Source organism: Paraclostridium dentum, assembly GCF_048568265.1.
Lineage (GTDB): Bacteria > Bacillota > Clostridia > Peptostreptococcales > Peptostreptococcaceae > Paraclostridium > Paraclostridium dentum.
The window spans coordinates 2,744,271-2,762,134 of record NZ_CP183813.1 but is presented as its reverse complement, the minus strand read 5'-3'; the positions used below and the strand labels follow the sequence as shown (position 1 = coordinate 2,762,134).

The window sequence follows — 17,864 nt, the reverse complement described above, 5'->3', positions numbered from 1 at the left end:
GTTAAAATATAGAAGTTGACAAATCTGAAAATAAAGGGTGAGAAATAATGGAATACGAAAAGTGGGATAAGATACTTGTTCCTTATGAACACGCTGTGGAAGAACTGAAAGTTAAATTTAAGAATACAAGAAAAGAGTTTCTAAAAAGAGGAGAGTATTCTCCTATAGAGTTTGTAACAGGAAGAACTAAAAAAATTTCATCCATAATATCAAAAGCAAAGAGGCTAGATATTGCTAATTTGGAAGATATGGAAGATATAGCTGGAATAAGGATAATGTGTCAATTCGTTGAAGATATATATACTATAGTAGATCTTATAAAATCAAGAAACGATATGGAGATAGTCTACGAAAAGGATTATATTGAAAACTTTAAAGATAGTGGATATAGAAGTTACCACGTAATAATAAGATATCCTATAAACACTGCGTTAGGATATAAAGAAATTCTATGTGAAATTCAAATAAGAACTCTAGCTATGAACTTTTGGGCTACGATAGAGCATTCTTTAAAATATAAATATGAACACTATATACCAGAGGATTTAGCTATGAGATTGAGAAGAGCGGCTGATGCAGCATTTTTACTAGATCAAGAGATGAGCGAAATTAGAGAGCATATAATGAAAGCTCAAGTTATGTATCAAGTTAAATCTATAACGGTTAGAGATGTTTTAGGAAAAATACAAGAGCTTTACGATTTAGGTGAAACTCATAAAGCTATAGTATATCAAAGAAGATTAGATAGGATTGATACGGAAAGAGATATAACTGAAATACTAGCTTTAAAAAATGAGATAGATACCCTTTTAGAAGGGTATAATAAAAAAAGAAGAGGGTAGTAATCTCGCTTCTTTTTTTTACGCTTAAGAAAATCAAATATAATTTAGAAAGGACATTAACATGAGTTTATATGCAATAGGAGATTTACATTTTTCAACTGCTGTTAATAAGCCTATGAACATATTTGGAGATAACTGGGATAATCACGAAGAGAAGATAATTAATAGTTGGAAAAGTAAAGTTAATGAAGAAGATACAGTATTAATTGTTGGAGATACATCTTGGGCTATAAATATGAACGAGGCAGAAGAAGATTTAAATATAATACATAATCTTCCTGGAAAAAAGATATATGTAAAAGGAAACCATGATTATTGGTGGACGACAGTAGCAAAATTAAATAAATTATATGATGATATGAGTTTCTTACAAAATAACTTTTATCAATATGAAGAATATGCAATTTGTGGAACTAGAGGATGGATATGCCCTAATGATGTTAAATTTACAGAAGATGATGAGAAAATTTATAAAAGAGAAGCTCATAGACTAAAACTTTCTTTAGATGCAGCTAAGAAGGCTGGATTTAAAAAGATAATAGTTATAACACATTACCCACCTACTAATGATAAATTAGATCCATCTTTATTTACAGAAATATATGAGTCTTACGGAGTTGAAAAAGTGGTATATGGTCATTTACATGGAAAAGAATCATTTAAAATGGGATTAAAGGGAATTAGAAATGAAGTTGAATATAATTTGGTATCTTGTGATTATGTAGATTTTAATTTGATAAAAATTATGGATTAATTAATAAAATATGGTAAATACTATTAATATATCAAACCTGAAATATAAACTTTAGGTAAAGGAGTTGTTAATGTGAGATGGGCATTAGTAATTTTACTTTTATATATATTGCCTTTATGGGTCTTGTTTAAAAACAAAGAAGATTTTAAAAGGGCGAGTATATATGGAGGTATGTATGTAGTAGTTGCCACTGTTATAGTAATCTGTAATATATATATAAGTACGATAAATAAAATAGAAGAAATTTTAGAATATAGAAGCTATGCTTTTAATGAACAGTATGAAGATAACCAAGAAAGCAAATATAAAAATGAAAAAATAGAAGCTAAAGAATCGGAGTTAAAGGAAACCAAGAAAGTTGAAAATAGTGAAAAGCAATCTTCAAATACAGAGAATGCTTCTAAGAAAGAAGAATCTAATACAAATGAAGTAGATAGTGTATCTATGCAAAAAAGTGATAAAGAGACAGTACAAAACTTTAAAAGTGAAATATATAAAATAGAAAGAAAAGCATTAGTACCTATGAGGGAATGCCTTCCAAATACTAAAAATTTAGATATAAATGTTAATACTATAAACAAAGCTAAAAAAGATGTTGCATATGCTAAAGAAATGTGTGATGAAGTAGTGCAAACTTATGAAGACATGGAAGTGCCTAAACTTTCTAATGAAGATGCGACTAACCAATTAGAATATTCTAAAATATGTGTACAAAAGGCTTATATTTTAAGGGGCAAAGCTATGGAATGTGCACAAACTATGTTAAAAACTAAAAACTTAAAGTATATAAGTCAGATAAAAGAATATCTTAGCTTATCTGATAAGGAAATTAAAAATTTTGTAGATACAATAAAAAGTTTATAGGAATTTGATATAATGTTTAACGTAGAACATAAAAAGCTTGTATTGTACAAGCTTTTTTTACGTTTAGAATTATAGATTATTTAGACATAATAAGTAACCAAAGTGAATTTTTTTAAAACACAAACATATACTAAATAGTGTTATTTTGATTTATAATATCTAGTATGTTATAATGTGTTAACTACAATAATATAAAGTTTTATTTGGAGGTAAAAATGGGAAAGTTAAATATATGCATAGATATAGATGGAACGATAACTAATCCATATCATTTTATTCCGTACTTAAATGATATGTACAATAAAAAAATAACAGAAGAAGATTGTGTAACACATAAGTTAGAAGAATTATATCAAGTTGAACTAGATGATTTATTACAATCATTCCACACTGATTTCATTCATGCTTACAAAGAAGCTAATGTTGTAGATGGAGCTAAAGAAGTTATAAAGGAATTAAATGAAAACCATAACTTGTACTTTGTTACGGCTAGAAGTGAGATATTGAAGGATATAACTACAGGATGGCTATCTGATAATGATTTAGGATATATAGATGTACACTTATTAGGAAGTGATTACAAAGTTAGTAAAGCAAAAGAATTAGAATGTAATATATTTATAGAAGATAATCCAAGTAATGCTGAACAATTGGCATCTGAAGGATTAACTGTATTATTATTAGACAATAATTATAACAAGAATATTGAAAATGAAAATATAATAAGAGTAAAAAATTGGGATGATATAAAGGCATTTATATTAAGTCTCCAATAAACTTAAAGTGGGGGGCTAGATAGTTGTTAGAAGTTAAAATAAATAATAAAAAACAAACAATAAGTATAAAAAGTAAAGATATAAAACACATGTTAAGTGAACGTGAAGACTTTATTAGTGTTCAAGATATATCTAAAGATATAAAAGAAGACAGCATAATGGCATTTGATTGTCAGTTAGATGATAGTATGTTTTCAGTAGAAGAGATTAATGAACTACTTGAAGAACTAGGTGAAGAAGCTACTGTAGAAGAATTTCAAATATTATTTGAAGATGTAAGAGCTTTTGTAAAAGATATTACAGATGAAATTGAGTCGGATTTAAGAGAACAGTATTTAAATGATGATATAAGATGCTTTTTTAATGTGTATAGTATAGATGAAACATTTACAGATTTTAAGTTGGTGTTTGTAATAAGCTTTAAAGATATAAGTATTGCATCACTTACTAGCTTGACTGATTTAATAGGAAAAAAACAATTAAATGGAGATTCTAAATTTTATAGCTAAAAATAGTTTTGGGGATGCCTTAAATAAAAACATTTAAGACACCCCCATTTTAATGTAAAAGAATATAAATTGTAATAATGAAAAATTAAAAGTATAATAATACCTATAAAATAAGATGAATAAAAATAAAAGAAAGGATGGAAATGGGATGCCACAAATAAAAATAAGAGGAATAAATGAAACTGATGTATGTAAAATAAGCGAGAATATGATAGATAAATTAGTTGAAGCAGTTAAATGCCCAAGAGATTATTTTGAAATAGAGTGTATAAAGTCAGTTGCTATAAGAGATGGGAAGATTGCAGAGGTATATCCTTTTGTAGAAGTTGCATGGTTTGATAGAGGACAGGAAGTTCAAGATGTAGTTGCTAAAATTATAACTGATAGTATAAGAAATAATTTAGATGTAGAAAGTATGGATTTAGCTTTTACAGTCTTTGAGAAAGAAAAGTATTATGAAAATGGAGAACATTTTTAAAGGAAGGTACAGATTATGGCTAAAAAACAACGATTAGATAAAGTACTTTCTAACTTAGGCTATGGAAGTAGAGCTGAAATAAAGAGAGATTGCAAAAATGGACTAGTTAAAGTAAATGGGAAAATAGAAAATAACCCGGGTCTTCAAGTTGATACGGATAAAGATATCATAAATTTTGATGGAGAAACTATAGAATATAAAGAATTTATATACTTAATGTTAAACAAACCAGATGGATATATATCAGCTACTTTTGATAAACATGATCCTATAGTGTTAGATTTAATAGATAAGAAATCATTAGCATTTGAACCGTTTCCAGTAGGAAGGTTAGACAAGGATACTGAGGGGTTATTAGTATTAACTAATGATGGACAATTATCACATAGGGTTTTATCACCAAAGAGTCATGTTCCTAAAACTTACTTTGCAGAAATTGATGGAGTTGTAACAGAAGATGATATAAAAGCTTTTAAAGAAGGCGTAATATTAGATGATGGCTATAAAACTATGCCAGCAGAACTTACTATTCTTGAAAGTGGAGACGTATCTAAAATAGAACTTACTATACATGAAGGAAAGTTTCATCAAGTAAAAAGGATGTTTGAAAGTGTAGATAAAAAAGTTACGTACTTAAAGAGACTTTCTATGGGAAAACTAAATCTAGATGAAAGTTTAGAGTTGGGAGAATATAGAGAATTAACAGAAGAAGAAGTTAAATTAATAGAAGAAAGATAATTTTGTATACGGAGGATTAAAGAGTGAAAAGAAGAGATATCATAGAATTTGAGATAGATAAAATGGAATTTGGAGGAACGTCAGTAAGTCGTTTAGGAAATAGAGACATATATATGAAAGGCGGCATAACTGGACAAAAAGTTAAGGCTTCGGTTAAAAAAACTAAAAGTGGAAAAGCGGAAGTAAAAATGATGGAACTTTTAGAAAGTTCACCACTAGAGACTGAAACACCATGCAAGCATTTTAACGTATGTGGTGGATGTAGTATTTTATCTGTGCCTTATGAAAAACAATTAGAAATAAAAGAAAGACAAGTAATGGATTTATTTTTAGAGCAAGATATATTTGGATTTAACTTCCAAGGTATCGAGCAAAGTCCTCAAACTAAAGAATATAGAAACAAAATGGAGTATACTTTCGGGGATGAAATGAAAGATGGACCATTAACTTTAGGATTACACAAAAAAGGAAAGCATATTGATATTTTAACTGTTGATGGATGTTTTTTAGTAGACAATGACTTTATAAATGTTTTAACATCTACAGTAGAATATTTTAACGAAAAGAATACACCTTATTACAGAAACATGAGTCATAAAGGTTATTTAAGAAATCTTGTAGTAAGAAAAGGTATAAATACAAATGAAATGATGGTTAACATCGTCACATCATCTCAAGAAGATTTCGATATGACAGAATATAAAGATATGCTTCTAAACTTAGACTTAAAAGCTGATTTAGTAAGTATATTACACACAATAAATGACGGGTTAGCAGATGCAGTTAATTGTGATGAACTAATAGTTTTACATGGAAGAGATTATATACAAGAGGAACTTTTAGGTCTTAAATTTAAAATATCTCCATTCTCATTCTTCCAAACAAACACTAAAGGTGCTGAAGAATTATACAAAATAGCTAGAGAGTTTGTCGGGGAACATAATGATAAAGTAGTATTTGACTTATATAGTGGGACTGGAACAATAGGACAAGTTATGGCTGAGAAAGCTAAAAAAGTTTATGGGATAGAGATTATAGAGGAAGCTGTTGAAGCTGCAAATAAAAATGCAAAGTTAAACAACTTAACAAATTGTGAATTTATAGCAGGCGATGTAGCTAAAACAGTTAATAAATTAAAAGCTAAGCCAGATATAATAATAGTAGATCCACCAAGACCAGGAGTTCATAAAGATGCTATAAGAGATATATCAAAATTTGATTCTAAAGAAATAGTTTATATATCTTGTAATCCAAAAACTTTAGTATTAGACTTAGTAGAGTTTAAAAAATATGGATATGAGGTAGAAAAGGTTAAATGCATGGACATGTTCCCAAATACTCCTCATGTTGAAACAATTGTAAAATTATATAAGAAAAATTAAAATAATATAAATAAAAAAAGCTATCTCAATTTGTGAGATAGCTTTCAATTTATATATTAAGCTTTGTTTATAGAACCGAATAATTCCATTTTCTCTTTAACAGTAGCTTTTATAGCTTCAAATCCTGGAGCTAAAACTTTACGAGGGTCAAAACCTTTACCTTGTAGGTCTTTTCCTTCTTCTATATATTTACGAGTAGCAGCAGCGAAAGCTAATTGACACTCTGTATTAACGTTTATTTTAGAAACACCTAAAGATATAGCTTTTTTTATCATATCAGCAGGTATACCTGTTCCACCATGTAAAACTAATGGCATGTCTCCTGTAACATTGTTTATAGCTTCTAAAGCATCAAAGTTTAATCCAGCCCAATTTTCTGGATATTGACCATGTATGTTTCCTATACCAGCTGCTAACATATCAACACCTAAATCAGCTATTAACTTACATTCATTAGGGTCAGCTATTTCACCAGCACCAACAACACCATCTTCTTCTCCACCTATAGAACCAACTTCTGCTTCTACAGATATCCCCTTAGCATTTGCTATTTTTATTACTTCTTTTGTTTTTTCTATATTTTCTTCAATAGAATAATGAGAACCATCAAACATTACAGAAGAGAATCCTGCTTCTATTACTTTTAATGCTCCTTCATAACTACCATGATCTAAATGTAGAGCTACTGGAACTGTTATATTTAATTCTTCTAACATTCCATTAACCATACCAACTATAGTTTTATATCCACCCATGTACTTACCAGCACCTTCAGATACCCCTAGTATAACTGGAGAATTGTTTTCCTGAGCTGTAAGTAATACTGCTTTAGTCCACTCTAAGTTATTTATGTTGAATTGACCAACAGCATATTTACCTTCTCTAGCTTTGTTTAACATTTCTTTAGCTGAAACTAACATATTAAAAACCTCCATAAGAAAATTAACTTTAATAACAATAACAAGATTGTTAAAAAGTTATGTATATACCTAATGCATATTATACCCTAAAAGGACAAAAATGAAAATAAAATATTAAATTAGATTTTTGTTTTGGATAAAAAAAGTTTTATAAAAATATTTAATATTATGTAAATTTAGCGATTAATTATAAATAAACAGGTGTACTTAAAGTATGAAATATTGTATATTTATATATGGGAAAACCATATTTAATTCAACTCTCACATAGTCTATAGTTAGGAGGGCATATATGTACAAAATTATAAAGAGCTTCAATAATAATGTTATCTTATGCGTAGAAGAAAATCAAAATAAAGAGTACATTTTAGTAGGAAGTGGAATTGGATTTAAGGCAACTGTAAATTCAATTTTTAAAGATACTAATAAAATTGAAAAAATATTTGTTATAAATGAAGATAGATATAAAAATATAGAAGAATTATATAACTCTATAAATCCAACCTATATTGGTGTTGCCACAGAAAGTTTATCTATATTAGATAATAGTATAAATGTGGATATGAATGATAAATCTCATATGGCATTGTTAGACCACTTAGTATTTGCTATAGAAAGATACTTTGACAATATATATTTAGAAAATCAATTTAAGGCAGAATTAAAAACCCTATATGAATATGAGTGGGATTTAGCTAAAGATATAATTGATTTTATAAATAGAGCACTAGGTATAAATTTAACAGAAGATGAAGTTGCGTTTGTAACGATGCATATAAATGGAATATTAAATAAAACAAAAGTTGTTGATAGTGCTAAGCAAGCTATAATAATTAAAGAAGCTATTGATTTTTTAGAAAAAGAATTAGGTATAAATATATGCAAAGATTCTATATATTATAATAGGCTGATAATACATTTAAGGCTAGCTATAAATAGAGCTGTAAAAGGAATTTCAGAAGAAAATATGTTATTAGATCATATAAAGGAAAAGTTAAAGAACTCATACAATATATCTGAAACATTATGCAATTATTTAAATGAAAATTATGATATAAAGCTAAGTGAAAATGAAATAGGATTCATTACACTACACATTGACAGACTAATAACAAAAACAAAAAAATAATGTAGAAAAAAGTCGGGAAACTGTTTACAAGGTTTAAATTAGATGCTATAATTAACATATACTTAATAAATGAGCGTGTTACTGGTAAAGCAGGCAAGAGCTAATATATTTGTATTTATACGATTATTTTATAATACGTAAAAATATGAATATTTTAGCTCTTTTTTATTTATCATAGTAATATGTATAAAATGTTAATTTAAATTTAATTTGATTAGTCATACTAAAAAATTAAGGAGGAATTATAATATGCTTCAATTTTTACAAAGAATAGGTAAAGCAATAATGCTTCCAATAGCAGCATTACCTGTTGCAGGGATATTATTAGGAGTTGGTGGAGCGCTTCTTAATATAGCAGCATTACAAAATGCGCCAGCTATATACCAACCACTAATAGCATTTGTATCTATACCTGCAGTAACAGTAATTTTACAGATAATGCAAGGTGTAGGAGATATAGTATTTGGAAACTTACCTCTATTATTTGCAGTTGGTACAGCAGTAGGACTTGCAAAAGAGGATAAAGGTACATCAGCACTTGCTTCAGTATTTGGATTCTTAATAATGAATAAAGTTATAGGTGTATTACTTGGATTAGGAGTTACACAATTAGGAGTTATAACTCCAGATAGCACTCCAGCTCAGTATGCAACATATGTAACTACAACATTAGGTATATACACACTTAATATGTCTGTATTTGGTGGTATCATAACTGGTATAGTTACATCTACTTTACACAATAAATATTACAATATACAATTACCACAAGTTATAGGATTCTTCTCAGGATCAAGATTTGTTCCAATAGTAGTTTCAATAGCTATGGCAATTGTAGGTGGAATACTTGCATTTGTTTGGCCATTTGTTCAAGATGGAATAGCATTTATAGCATTAGGAGTTAACAATGCAGGCGCAGTAGGAACATTCTTCTACGGAGTTATAGAAAGATCATTAATACCATTTGGATTACACCATGTATTCTATACACCATTCTGGTTTGGTTCTTTTGTTGATGGTCATGTTTTAATAGATGGAGCTTGGCAAACAGTTCAAGGTGCAAACTATGCATACTTTGCACAATTAGGAAGTATGCAGGATTTAGTAGGAGCTTCACCAGAAACTATGTCAAGAATAGTAGCAGGAACAACAAGATTTATGGCTGGTAAATTCCCATTCATGATGTTTGGATTACCTGCAGCAGCATTAGCAATGTATCATACAGCTGCTCCAAGTAAGAAAAAAGTTGTTGGAAGTTTATTATTATCAGCAGCAGTTACATCTTTCTTAACAGGTATAACTGAACCATTAGAATTTACATTCTTATTTGTTGCACCAGTTTTATATGGAGTTCACTGTATACTTGCAGGTATTTCATTCTTACTAATGGATGTATTAAATGTATTTATAGGAATGACATTCTCTGGAGGATTTATAGACTTCTCATTATTTGGAATACTTCCAGCTGGAGCAGGAGTTCCAACTAACTGGTTAAGAGTTATAATGGTAGGAGCTGTATATGCAGTAGTTTACTACTTCTTATTCAAGACTTTAATACTTAAATTAAACTTAAAAACTCCAGGTAGAGATGAAAATGAAGAAGAAACAAAATTATATACAAAAGCTGATTATCAAGCAGAAAAAGGTGGAAAATCAGCTAATAGTGAAATAGAAGAAAATGCACCATATGTTTTAGAGGCATTAGGAGGAGCTGAAAATATAGTTTCTGTAGATGCATGTATAACTAGATTAAGAGTTGAAGTAAAAGATACTTCTAAAGTTCAAAAAACTAGATTTAAAGAACTTGGTGCTGTTGGGGTTATGGAAGTTGGTAAAGGAATCCAAGTTATATACGGAGCTAAAGCTGACGCATACAAACAACAAATTAATAAAATATTAGGAAGATAAATAAAAAGCCTTAAAGTTTAACTTTAAGGCTTTTTTTATGCTTAAAAAAGTATATGTTTGTTAGTAAATTAAGAAAAATAAATTGTATTACAAAATATAGATATAATATTTTTTACTTATAAATCACATACTATATATTATGCAACAGGAGGAATATATACTATGGTAAATATAAAAAAGATTATATCCTTAATTATAATTACAATTGTATCAATTTCTGCTATTTTTATAAACTTAAAATTAAATGAAAATATGAGTATCAATGAAATAAAAACATCAATAATACAAGGTTTTAAAACTGTAAAGATAATAGCAGATAAAAGTAGTATTGATTATGATGGACTTAAATTTAATGTAAATATGCCAGTTGTAGACTATGAGGATAAAGATATAGAAAGATATATAAATACATATATAAGAAAAAATATAAATGAATTTATTAATTTAAAAAAACAAAAAAGAGATGTTTCTAAAAATTATAAAGGTGAGAAAATAGACATAAATTATCATGTGGTATTTGAAGATAAAAATGTATTAAATATTCTTATATATAAAGATATATATATAAAAAATAAGAAATACGAAAGAATAAAAGATAGTTATGTATTTGATTTAAAAACAGGGCAAAGAATATATATAGACAATTTTTTAAAAAATAATCAAGATTACAAAGACACAATAGAAAATTACATTATTAATGATGCTAATAAAAAAAATATTAAAATAGATAAAAATAAAATAAGAATAGATAAATATACAAATTACTATATAACTAATGAAGGTATATGCGTATATTTTAATCCATACCAAATTAGTAATAGAAAAAATATTTATGATTTTAAAATTCCAGTTACAGCATTTAATAATAAGATAAAAGATATAAACACAAACCCAATAGTGGCACAAATCGACACACAAACTATAACTAAAAACAATGAGTATATAAATAGTATAATAAATGTACCAATCATAATAACTGAAAATAAAAATATTGAGAAGAATATAAATGAACTTATAAAAAATGACATAATGAATGGGTATTTTGAAGTAGAAGAAGAAGCTAAAGACTTTTTAAAAAATACACCTAAAGAATATATAACTCCGTATATATATAACGTAGATTTTGATGTTAAAAAGAATAGTGATTCAATGCTAAGTATTTTAATTAAAATTTACCAATATAGTGGAGGGGCTCATGGATACTATGAGAATAGTTCATATAATATATTTATAGAAAACGGACAAAACTTAAATTTAAAAGATTTATTTAAAGAAAACTCAGATTATAAGAAGGTTATAAATGGTTTAATAAGGGATGAAATAAAAGAAAATAAACAAGAATATAGTTTTAAATCAATTTCTGAAAATCAAAAATTTTACATTCAAGATGATAAGTTAGTTATATATTTTGATTTGTATGAAATAGCTCCTTTTGCAGGTGGAATTCCAGAGTTTAGAATAAGTGCAGATAAAATAAACCACATTTTAAATGAAAAATATATAAATATATTTAAATAGTGTAGTAATATTACTACACTATTTAAATTTTTCGATTAAATTGTTGGATTTAAAGAAGCTATTTTTGTAACTGCAACATAAACTCTAGAAAGTTCATACCATGTTTTAAAGTCTACAATTCCGCTTTGAGGTAATCCAAATATACCTTGAAATACTTTAACAGAGTTTGCGGTATCTTGACCAAATACTCCATCTTCTTTAACTTTAGGAATTGCAGGATATCCCTTAGAAATAGCATTCAATTGATTTTGAATTGTTCTAACATCTTTACCTGAAGAGCCTACTTTTAGAGCTTCGCCAGGGAATGATACAGGAACTCCACTTACTATTGGAGCTTTTTCAAGGACTATACTTTCACCATAAAACTTTCTTAAAATTTCTTCATAACTAAGGCCTTGATCTCCTAAATTTTTACTTCCCCATTGAGTCATTTGACCAGGACATTGAGTTTTATTTCCATCACAATATTGTGCTAATAAAGGCTGTCTAGCAGTTGGAGGTCTTTTTATAAAAGTGTTGAAAACTTCGTCTACAGCAATACTTATAGTATCGAATACATTTCTTTCGTGAATATATTTGTGGTCATAAGCTGTAGTTGAAGTAATGGTAAATGAGTAACCTTTACTTCTATACCATTCAGTAAAAACTCTATTTAATGTAAATGAAACAATTGCTATTACATTAGCCAGTATTGTTTCTGTTGGCCATGTAGAATAAATCTCTGAAGAAGCAACATTTTTTACATAGTCTTTAAAATACACCCAATAGTCAGGAGCATTTTTGTTTTCAGGCAAGCCATCATGCACAACTACAAATTCTGGGACTACTGGATTATCTAAAACAACGAACCCTGTTGGAGGTGGAATAGGTTTTAGGTCACTTTCAGGAATTTTAGGAGGATAAGTACCCCATAATGTATGAGCTCCTATATCCACTACTATTTCGTTTTGTCTACTATATAAGCGCTTACTTCTTTGACGAGGTACCATTTGTATACCTTGTTGAGCTATAACGGTTGCCAAAACTTGTGTACCATTAATTATAATTGTTTCGTATCCATCTTTGATAACCTCTACTATATATTGACTGTAAGGTCTTACATCACTTGGTTGTTGAGAATATATTAAATCTGGAGCAGCTAGATTTAAGCCAACAACCTGACCGGAGATATCGGTTTTTAAATTTTGATAAATTACTGTCGAGGCTTTATTGTCATCTCCTACGGAGTATACGTTTACGTTTGCACCTACAACTGGAAAGTTAGTAGTGCTATCTACAACGCTAACAGTTAAAAAACCATCTTGCATAAAAAAACTCCTTTCTTATATAAAATCAACTTATCTATACATAGTATGAATAAAGGTATTATTTTGTTAAGATATTTGGAAATAATATAATATGAATGATAAAAAAGAAAGGTAATACAAAAAATGAAATTAGACTTGTTAATAATATCTCTAGCGCCTACAATAGCGATTTTAATATGGATATATATAAAAGATAAATATGATAAAGAACCTATAAAGGTACTTATAAGATTATTTTTTATAGGTACATTGATAAGTATACCTGCAATAGCTATTGAAGATATATTACTTAAAGCTAAGATTGATAATTCGCATTTAAACTTAGTTTACACTGCATTTGTAGTAGCAGCTGCAACAGAAGAAATTTTAAAAATTATGATTTTAATTCCTTATACTTTAAGAAGTAGGCATTATACAGAAAAATTAGATGGAATAGTTTACAGTATATTTACGACTCTCGGATTTGCTACAATAGAAAATCTTATTTATATTTTTCATGGCAACCAATTAAACTTATTACAAATTGGATTAGCTAGGGCTGTAATATCTATTCCTGCACATGTTTTATTTGCAATAAATATGGGATATTACTTATCTATGTATAAGTTTAATTTGGATAAGCCTAAAGTAAGAAAAGTATTTTTAGCTAAGTTGATTTTAATACCGATAGCTTTACATGGAGTATTTGATATTTTAGCTATGATAAAAACGACAGGGGCTTCTATATGTTTTGTTATTTACTTAATTTATTTATGGAAAATAAGCTTAGATAAGTTAGATGAATACACAGATTATGCTAGAAGACGTTTTTTAAGATTAAAGAAAAAGAAACATAAACATAAAAAATAAATAGGAGTGATTTTATGAGTTATATAAACAAAAGTCAAGAATTAGTAATATCTAAGTTTTTGCAAAGATATGATTACGATGGTGTTTTAGATATATTAATTGAATGCGGAATAGAGAGTGGAGATTTATATTATTTATTAAAATCATGTAAATATGCTACTAATTTTGATTTTAAAACGGCACTTAAACTTACTAATAATTTAAGTGAACAAATGCTGGAGAGAAAAGAAATTAAAAATCTTATAACTAATTTAGAAAATTTAAATAAAGGAGAACCTGAAGATATACTATCAGAGTTAATTGAAAATATAAAAATTCAAATTGTTAATGAAGAATATATAGATTTTTTAGGAAGATTATATAGATTAAAAGAAGCTTTATTTAAATATATCTTTGTTAATACGAAAGAAGGTAAGAGGTATACAGTGTCAATGCATGGCAATATGGTGTCTAAGAAAAATATACTATATACATTAAAAAAGAAGTATAATATATATAATGGTAATCTTATACATGGTGTAACTCAGTATATAAAAAGATATCTAAAACAAACTAAAAGGATGGACAGAGTTCTTGAAATACTAAATAGTGAAAAGCTTGAAAATTTAATAAGACTTAGAAATGAAAGCCCTGTAGGCCATGGATTTAGAGGTGTAAGTAAGGAAGATATTGAAAAAATTTATGGAAGTCCTATGGAAGTTGTTTATGACTTGATAAAGGCGTGTGAACTTTTAGATTTGGGAATAAATACTAAAAAGTATGAACATATAAATGATATAGTTATAGAACTTTTATCTAAGTATGTAGAACATGGAGGAGATGGTGAATTTGAGCGCAAATGTTAAAAAAGAAATAATAGAATGGATAAAAATAATAGTTACCTCACTAGTCATAGCACTTGTAATAACTCACTTTGTTAGACCTACATTAGTACAAGGCTCATCAATGTACCCAACACTTGAGGAAAAAGACTATTTAATAATAAATAGAGTTGCCTACAACAATAAAGAGCCTCAAAGAGGAGATATTATAGTTTTTAAATCTGATTTAGTGCAAGCTAATGGAAAAGAAAAAGATTTAGTAAAAAGAGTTATAGGTGTTCCTGGTGACCATCTTAAGATTACAAATGGAGATGTGTATATAAATGGAAAGCTTCAAAATGAACCTTATATACATGGTCAAAAAACTGAAGGAGAAATAGACACAACTATTCCAAAAGGATATATATTTGCAATGGGAGACAACAGAGGTAACAGTATGGATAGTAGAGATCCTGAGGTGGGTATAGTAAAAGAAAGTGATATAATGGGTAAAGTTGTGATTAGATTATTACCTTTTAATAAAATTGGTAAGGTTTCATAGGAGTTTAAAATGAAGTTAGGAATATCTGCTTTAGTTCATGAAATAGATCGTGCTATTTATATATGTAAAACAAATAAAAATATAAATCATATAGAAATAGGGATAGATAACTTAATTGAATGTAAAAAAGTTTTATTATATAAAGATGAGTTCAAAGAAAATAACATAAGTATAGGGATACACTTACCTATGGAATTAAACACTTGCGAAAATGTAGAATATATAAGAAATTCATGGGTAAAGTTTATATATGAAATGAATTCAGAATTAAAAGAACTTGATATAAAATATTTTAATATGCACTTAGGATATGTAATAAAGTCTAGATTTGAGAGAAATAAGCAAAAGTATTTAGATAATTCTATAAAATTTCTTGAGTTAATAAACTTAGAAAATAAGCATGTTTTTATAGAAAATACATATACAAATGGTGGAGATATATGTAATATAGGAACAACAGTAAATGAATTTGAATATATATTAAATAATATAGACAATATTGAATTTTGTTATGACACAGGTCATAACTTAATTAATGAGGACTGTTTTGTAGATATATTAAATTCCAAAATAAATTTGATACACTTAAGTGATAATGATGGTAAAAAAGACTTGCATGTTGGGATTGGAAAAGGAATTTTAGATTTAGAAAGTTTAAAAAGTTTAATGTCTATGAAGATTCAATATGCAGTTTTGGAAATTAAATATGAAGATATAGATGAATCTATAAAAGTGTTAGAACGGTTTATGTAAAATAAATCGTTCTAACTTTATAAATAGACATATTAAAGGATAGGAGAAAGATTTATGGAAAATATAAATATAAAAATTAATAATAAAAATTATGAATATCCTAAAAATGTAGCTTTAGATATAATAGCTAAAGATTTAAGTAATGGATATAAGGGTATAGTAACAATAGGAAAAATAAAAAATAAATTAAAAGATTTAAACAGTACTTTAGATAAAGATTGTAATTTAGAATTAATTGATACAACCCAACCAGATGGAATGAGAGTTTACATGAGAACGTTGTCTTTGATTTTTATAAAAGCATGTGAAGAAATTTTTAATGGGTGTAAGGTTACAATAGAACACTCATTATCAAATGGATTATACTGTGAAATAAAAAATAATAAAAGTGAAGTTACAGAAGAAGATATAGAAAAAATAAAGGCAAAAGTAAAAAGTATAATAGAATCTGATTTAAAAATAGAAAAAATTGTTACAGATAAATCGGAAGCAATAAAAATACTTAAAAATAATAATAAAAATGCAAAGGCAGAATTATTAAAGTATAAAGAATATGAAGATGTGAAATTATATAAATGCGGTGGATATATAAATCATTTTTATGGTCATATGTTACCGTCTACTAGCTATGTTAAAACTTTCGATATAAAAAAATGGCAATCAGGAGTAGTTATATTAGGACCAAGCAAAGAAAATAAAAATGAACCTCAAAATTTTGTAGCTCAGCCAAAGCTTTCTAATATATATAAAGAGTCAGAAATTTGGTCTGAACTTATTGGAATAGATAAGGTTGCTAGCTTAAATGAAGCTATAGAAAGTAAAAAATACGGAGAAATAATCAGTATAGTTGAAGCATTGCATGAAAAAAAGATATCACAAATTGCAGACATAATAAAAGAAAATAATAAAAGAGTTATATTAATAGCTGCGCCATCTTCATCTGGAAAAACAAGTTTTGCACACAGATTATCTATACAATTAAAAGTTAATAACTTACATCCGGTGCCTATTTCTTTAGATGACTATTTTGTTGATAGAGAAGATACTCCTTTAGATGAGTTTGGTAATTTTGATTTTGAATCTATATATGCAATAGACTTAGAATTATTTAACAGTGATTTAGAAAAATTATTAAAAGGTGAAGAAATTAAACTTCCAAAATTTAATTTTAAAACAGGAAAAAGAGAATTTAGTGGAAAAACTTTAAAAATTGAAAAAGACCAACCTATTATTCTAGAAGGTATACATGCATTAAATCCAATGCTAACACAGAGTATAGATGATAAGGATAAATTTAAAATATATATAAGTGTTCTTACTCAAATAAATTTAGATAACCATAATAGAATACCAACAACAGACTTAAGACTTATAAGAAGAATAGTGAGAGACTACAATTTTAGAGGATATAGTGCTGAAAAAACTATTTTAAATTGGTGGTCAGTAAGAAGAGGAGAAGATAAAAATATATTCCCTTATCAAGAAGAAGCTGATATAATGTTTAACTCAGCTTGTTTATATGAGTTAGCAGTTTTAAAGAAATATGCAAAGCCACTTTTAGAACAAATTGAAGATGACAACGAAGCATTTATAGAGTCTAATAGAATATTAAAGTTTTTACAATATTTTGTAGAGTTAGACGATGAATTAGATATACCTCCTACATCTATAATTAGAGAATTTATTGGAGGTAGTAGAATTGTTGATTAGACTTGGAATCCTGGGAAGTTGACATAAACCCAGGATTTTTTGTATTATATTACTTATAATCTTGT

General features: G+C 27.5%; 18 protein-coding genes. 16 read left to right on the top strand and 2 right to left on the bottom strand.

The window, feature by feature from the left end:
• Nucleotides 1-47 precede the first annotated feature (47 nt).
• The 8 genes from ACN6I1_RS12840 (at nucleotide 48) to rlmD (ending at nucleotide 6,343) form a co-directional block, all read left to right on the top strand.
• Nucleotides 48-842 (top strand): GTP pyrophosphokinase, encoded by a 795-nt coding sequence (locus ACN6I1_RS12840; protein ID WP_021428441.1) that lies wholly within the window; start codon nucleotides 48-50, stop codon nucleotides 840-842.
• A 61-nt stretch (nucleotides 843-903) separates the two neighbouring features.
• Entirely contained in the window at nucleotides 904-1,596 is a 693-nt protein-coding gene (locus ACN6I1_RS12835; protein WP_035116991.1) for a metallophosphoesterase, read from the top strand.
• Nucleotides 1,597-1,668: 72 nt separating this feature from the next.
• On the top strand, nucleotides 1,669-2,460 hold the full coding sequence (locus tag ACN6I1_RS12830) for a hypothetical protein (protein ID WP_419742145.1): 792 nt from the start codon (nucleotides 1,669-1,671) through the stop codon (nucleotides 2,458-2,460).
• A gap of 215 nt (nucleotides 2,461-2,675) precedes the next feature.
• Nucleotides 2,676-3,236 (top strand): 5' nucleotidase, NT5C type, encoded by a 561-nt coding sequence (locus ACN6I1_RS12825; protein WP_021428469.1) that lies wholly within the window; start codon nucleotides 2,676-2,678, stop codon nucleotides 3,234-3,236.
• A 23-nt stretch (nucleotides 3,237-3,259) separates the two neighbouring features.
• Nucleotides 3,260-3,745, top strand: a complete 486-nt coding sequence (locus tag ACN6I1_RS12820) for a hypothetical protein (protein ID WP_021431684.1) — start codon at nucleotides 3,260-3,262, stop codon at nucleotides 3,743-3,745.
• Between the two features lie 148 nt (nucleotides 3,746-3,893).
• On the top strand, nucleotides 3,894-4,223 hold the full coding sequence (locus ACN6I1_RS12815; protein ID WP_024619959.1) for a DUF1904 domain-containing protein: 330 nt from the start codon (nucleotides 3,894-3,896) through the stop codon (nucleotides 4,221-4,223).
• A gap of 15 nt (nucleotides 4,224-4,238) precedes the next feature.
• Nucleotides 4,239-4,961, top strand: a complete 723-nt coding sequence (locus ACN6I1_RS12810) for a pseudouridine synthase (protein ID WP_419742144.1) — start codon at nucleotides 4,239-4,241, stop codon at nucleotides 4,959-4,961.
• A gap of 23 nt (nucleotides 4,962-4,984) precedes the next feature.
• Nucleotides 4,985-6,343 carry a 23S rRNA (uracil(1939)-C(5))-methyltransferase RlmD gene (gene rlmD / locus ACN6I1_RS12805; protein WP_021431686.1) on the top strand — a complete coding sequence of 453 codons (1,359 nt, stop codon included), beginning with the start codon at nucleotides 4,985-4,987 and terminating at the stop codon, nucleotides 6,341-6,343.
• 56 nt (nucleotides 6,344-6,399) lie between these two features.
• Here rlmD and fba read toward each other — a convergent pair whose 3' ends face one another.
• Entirely contained in the window at nucleotides 6,400-7,263 is an 864-nt protein-coding gene (gene fba, locus ACN6I1_RS12800) for a class II fructose-1,6-bisphosphate aldolase (protein ID WP_021431687.1), read from the bottom strand.
• Between the two features lie 292 nt (nucleotides 7,264-7,555).
• Between fba and ACN6I1_RS12795 the strand changes: the two genes are divergently transcribed.
• The 3 genes from ACN6I1_RS12795 (at nucleotide 7,556) to ACN6I1_RS12785 (ending at nucleotide 11,818) form a co-directional block, all read left to right on the top strand.
• The gene (locus tag ACN6I1_RS12795; protein WP_021431688.1) at nucleotides 7,556-8,392 is read left to right on the top strand and encodes a PRD domain-containing protein; all 837 of its coding nucleotides are present in this window, start codon (nucleotides 7,556-7,558) and stop codon (nucleotides 8,390-8,392) included.
• A 249-nt stretch (nucleotides 8,393-8,641) separates the two neighbouring features.
• Nucleotides 8,642-10,300 carry a PTS transporter subunit EIIC gene (locus ACN6I1_RS12790; RefSeq protein ID WP_247012181.1) on the top strand — a complete coding sequence of 553 codons (1,659 nt, stop codon included), beginning with the start codon at nucleotides 8,642-8,644 and terminating at the stop codon, nucleotides 10,298-10,300.
• Nucleotides 10,301-10,462: 162 nt separating this feature from the next.
• Nucleotides 10,463-11,818 (top strand): DUF3298 domain-containing protein, encoded by a 1,356-nt coding sequence (locus tag ACN6I1_RS12785; RefSeq protein WP_419742143.1) that lies wholly within the window; start codon nucleotides 10,463-10,465, stop codon nucleotides 11,816-11,818.
• Nucleotides 11,819-11,853: 35 nt separating this feature from the next.
• Here ACN6I1_RS12785 and sleC read toward each other — a convergent pair whose 3' ends face one another.
• Nucleotides 11,854-13,125: a spore cortex-lytic germination protein SleC gene (gene sleC, locus ACN6I1_RS12780; protein WP_024619963.1), complete on the bottom strand. Its 1,272-nt coding sequence runs from the start codon at nucleotides 13,123-13,125 to the stop codon at nucleotides 11,854-11,856.
• A gap of 123 nt (nucleotides 13,126-13,248) precedes the next feature.
• On the opposite strand from sleC, the gene ACN6I1_RS12775 reads away from it, so the two are divergent.
• From ACN6I1_RS12775 to ACN6I1_RS12755, 5 genes are read left to right on the top strand one after another with little or no spacing between them, the layout of a single operon-like run.
• Entirely contained in the window at nucleotides 13,249-13,974 is a 726-nt protein-coding gene (locus tag ACN6I1_RS12775; protein WP_419742142.1) for a PrsW family intramembrane metalloprotease, read from the top strand.
• Nucleotides 13,975-13,988: 14 nt separating this feature from the next.
• Nucleotides 13,989-14,819: a hypothetical protein gene (locus tag ACN6I1_RS12770; RefSeq protein ID WP_021428508.1), complete on the top strand. Its 831-nt coding sequence runs from the start codon at nucleotides 13,989-13,991 to the stop codon at nucleotides 14,817-14,819.
• Nucleotides 14,803-15,336, top strand: coding sequence for a signal peptidase I (gene lepB / locus ACN6I1_RS12765; protein ID WP_419742141.1), 534 nt, complete (start codon nucleotides 14,803-14,805; stop codon nucleotides 15,334-15,336). The genes ACN6I1_RS12770 and lepB overlap by 17 nt, the downstream gene beginning before the upstream one ends.
• Before the next feature lie 9 nt (nucleotides 15,337-15,345).
• A complete protein-coding gene (locus ACN6I1_RS12760; RefSeq protein WP_419742140.1) occupies nucleotides 15,346-16,089 on the top strand; it encodes a TIM barrel protein in 744 nt (247 codons plus the stop codon).
• 54 nt (nucleotides 16,090-16,143) lie between these two features.
• Nucleotides 16,144-17,799 carry a nucleoside kinase gene (locus ACN6I1_RS12755; protein ID WP_419742139.1) on the top strand — a complete coding sequence of 552 codons (1,656 nt, stop codon included), beginning with the start codon at nucleotides 16,144-16,146 and terminating at the stop codon, nucleotides 17,797-17,799.
• The last annotated feature ends 65 nt before the right edge of the window (nucleotides 17,800-17,864 follow it).

Excerpts from the sequence above, each read along its gene's own strand:
- ACN6I1_RS12760 (WP_419742140.1), top strand. The coding sequence starts at position 15,346 with ATGAAGTTAGGAATATCTGCTTTAGTTCATGAAATAGATCGTGCTATT.
- fba (WP_021431687.1), bottom strand. The coding sequence starts at position 7,263 with ATGTTAGTTTCAGCTAAAGAAATGTTAAACAAAGCTAGAGAAGGTAAA.
- ACN6I1_RS12755 (WP_419742139.1), top strand. The coding sequence starts at position 16,144 with ATGGAAAATATAAATATAAAAATTAATAATAAAAATTATGAATATCCT.
- ACN6I1_RS12790 (WP_247012181.1), top strand. The coding sequence starts at position 8,642 with ATGCTTCAATTTTTACAAAGAATAGGTAAAGCAATAATGCTTCCAATA.
- sleC (WP_024619963.1), bottom strand. The coding sequence starts at position 13,125 with ATGCAAGATGGTTTTTTAACTGTTAGCGTTGTAGATAGCACTACTAAC.
- ACN6I1_RS12835 (WP_035116991.1), top strand. The coding sequence starts at position 904 with ATGAGTTTATATGCAATAGGAGATTTACATTTTTCAACTGCTGTTAAT.
- ACN6I1_RS12810 (WP_419742144.1), top strand. The coding sequence starts at position 4,239 with ATGGCTAAAAAACAACGATTAGATAAAGTACTTTCTAACTTAGGCTAT.
- ACN6I1_RS12785 (WP_419742143.1), top strand. The coding sequence starts at position 10,463 with ATGGTAAATATAAAAAAGATTATATCCTTAATTATAATTACAATTGTA.
- ACN6I1_RS12795 (WP_021431688.1), top strand. The coding sequence starts at position 7,556 with ATGTACAAAATTATAAAGAGCTTCAATAATAATGTTATCTTATGCGTA.
- ACN6I1_RS12815 (WP_024619959.1), top strand. The coding sequence starts at position 3,894 with ATGCCACAAATAAAAATAAGAGGAATAAATGAAACTGATGTATGTAAA.
- ACN6I1_RS12840 (WP_021428441.1), top strand. The coding sequence starts at position 48 with ATGGAATACGAAAAGTGGGATAAGATACTTGTTCCTTATGAACACGCT.
- ACN6I1_RS12775 (WP_419742142.1), top strand. The coding sequence starts at position 13,249 with ATGAAATTAGACTTGTTAATAATATCTCTAGCGCCTACAATAGCGATT.
- ACN6I1_RS12770 (WP_021428508.1), top strand. The coding sequence starts at position 13,989 with ATGAGTTATATAAACAAAAGTCAAGAATTAGTAATATCTAAGTTTTTG.
- ACN6I1_RS12825 (WP_021428469.1), top strand. The coding sequence starts at position 2,676 with ATGGGAAAGTTAAATATATGCATAGATATAGATGGAACGATAACTAAT.